Origin of the sequence: Kitasatospora nipponensis (assembly GCF_039528135.1) — a bacterium.
Classification (GTDB): Bacteria; Actinomycetota; Actinomycetes; order Streptomycetales; family Streptomycetaceae; genus Kitasatospora; species Kitasatospora nipponensis.
The window spans coordinates 1-552 of record NZ_BAAALF010001038.1 but is presented as its reverse complement, the minus strand read 5'-3'; the positions used below and the strand labels follow the sequence as shown (position 1 = coordinate 552).

Genomic DNA, 552 nt, shown 5'->3' with positions numbered 1-552 from the left:
CTCCAGCGACGGGGTGACCATCGTCGGGTCGGCGTACGGGACGCGCCTGTTCCCCGCTCCCTTCGACCAGGCCCTCGCGCTGCTGCGATCCGAGCGCGACTCCAAGCGGGCATTCCTGCCGGTGTTCTGGCCGGGCGCCCTCGACGACCCGGCCAGCCCGGATGTGCCGTGCTTGATTGGCCTTCAACTGCTTGCCCGTGAAGGCCGGTTGCACATGGTGGCCTACATGCGGGCGAACGACGCCAACCGCGGGCTGGTCGCCGACGTGTTCTCCTTCACCTTCATCCAGGAGTTCGCCGCGCGCCTGCTCGGGCTGGAGCTGGGCACCTACACCCACCACGTCGGCTCGATGCACGTCGCGGTCGCCGAACTCCTACACCTGGCCGACGTGGCTGCCGGGGGGGGACACAGCGTTGGGCAGCCCGCCCGTTTCCCCCCCGAGTCGATGCCGGCGGGGTCCGGCTGGGAGCAGGTCCGGCAACTCCTTGTTCACGAGGAGGTGTTGCGTACCAACCAGATGCAGTACGCACCCGCCGACATCGCGGCCTTGGA

General features: G+C 69.2%; 1 protein-coding gene. It reads left to right on the top strand.

The annotated features are described in order from the left end of the window. Positions 1-13: 13 nt before the first annotated feature. Positions 14-552, top strand: a 539-nt coding sequence (locus ABD323_RS44740) for a thymidylate synthase (protein ID WP_344447697.1), incomplete at its 3' end; no start/stop codon positions are given.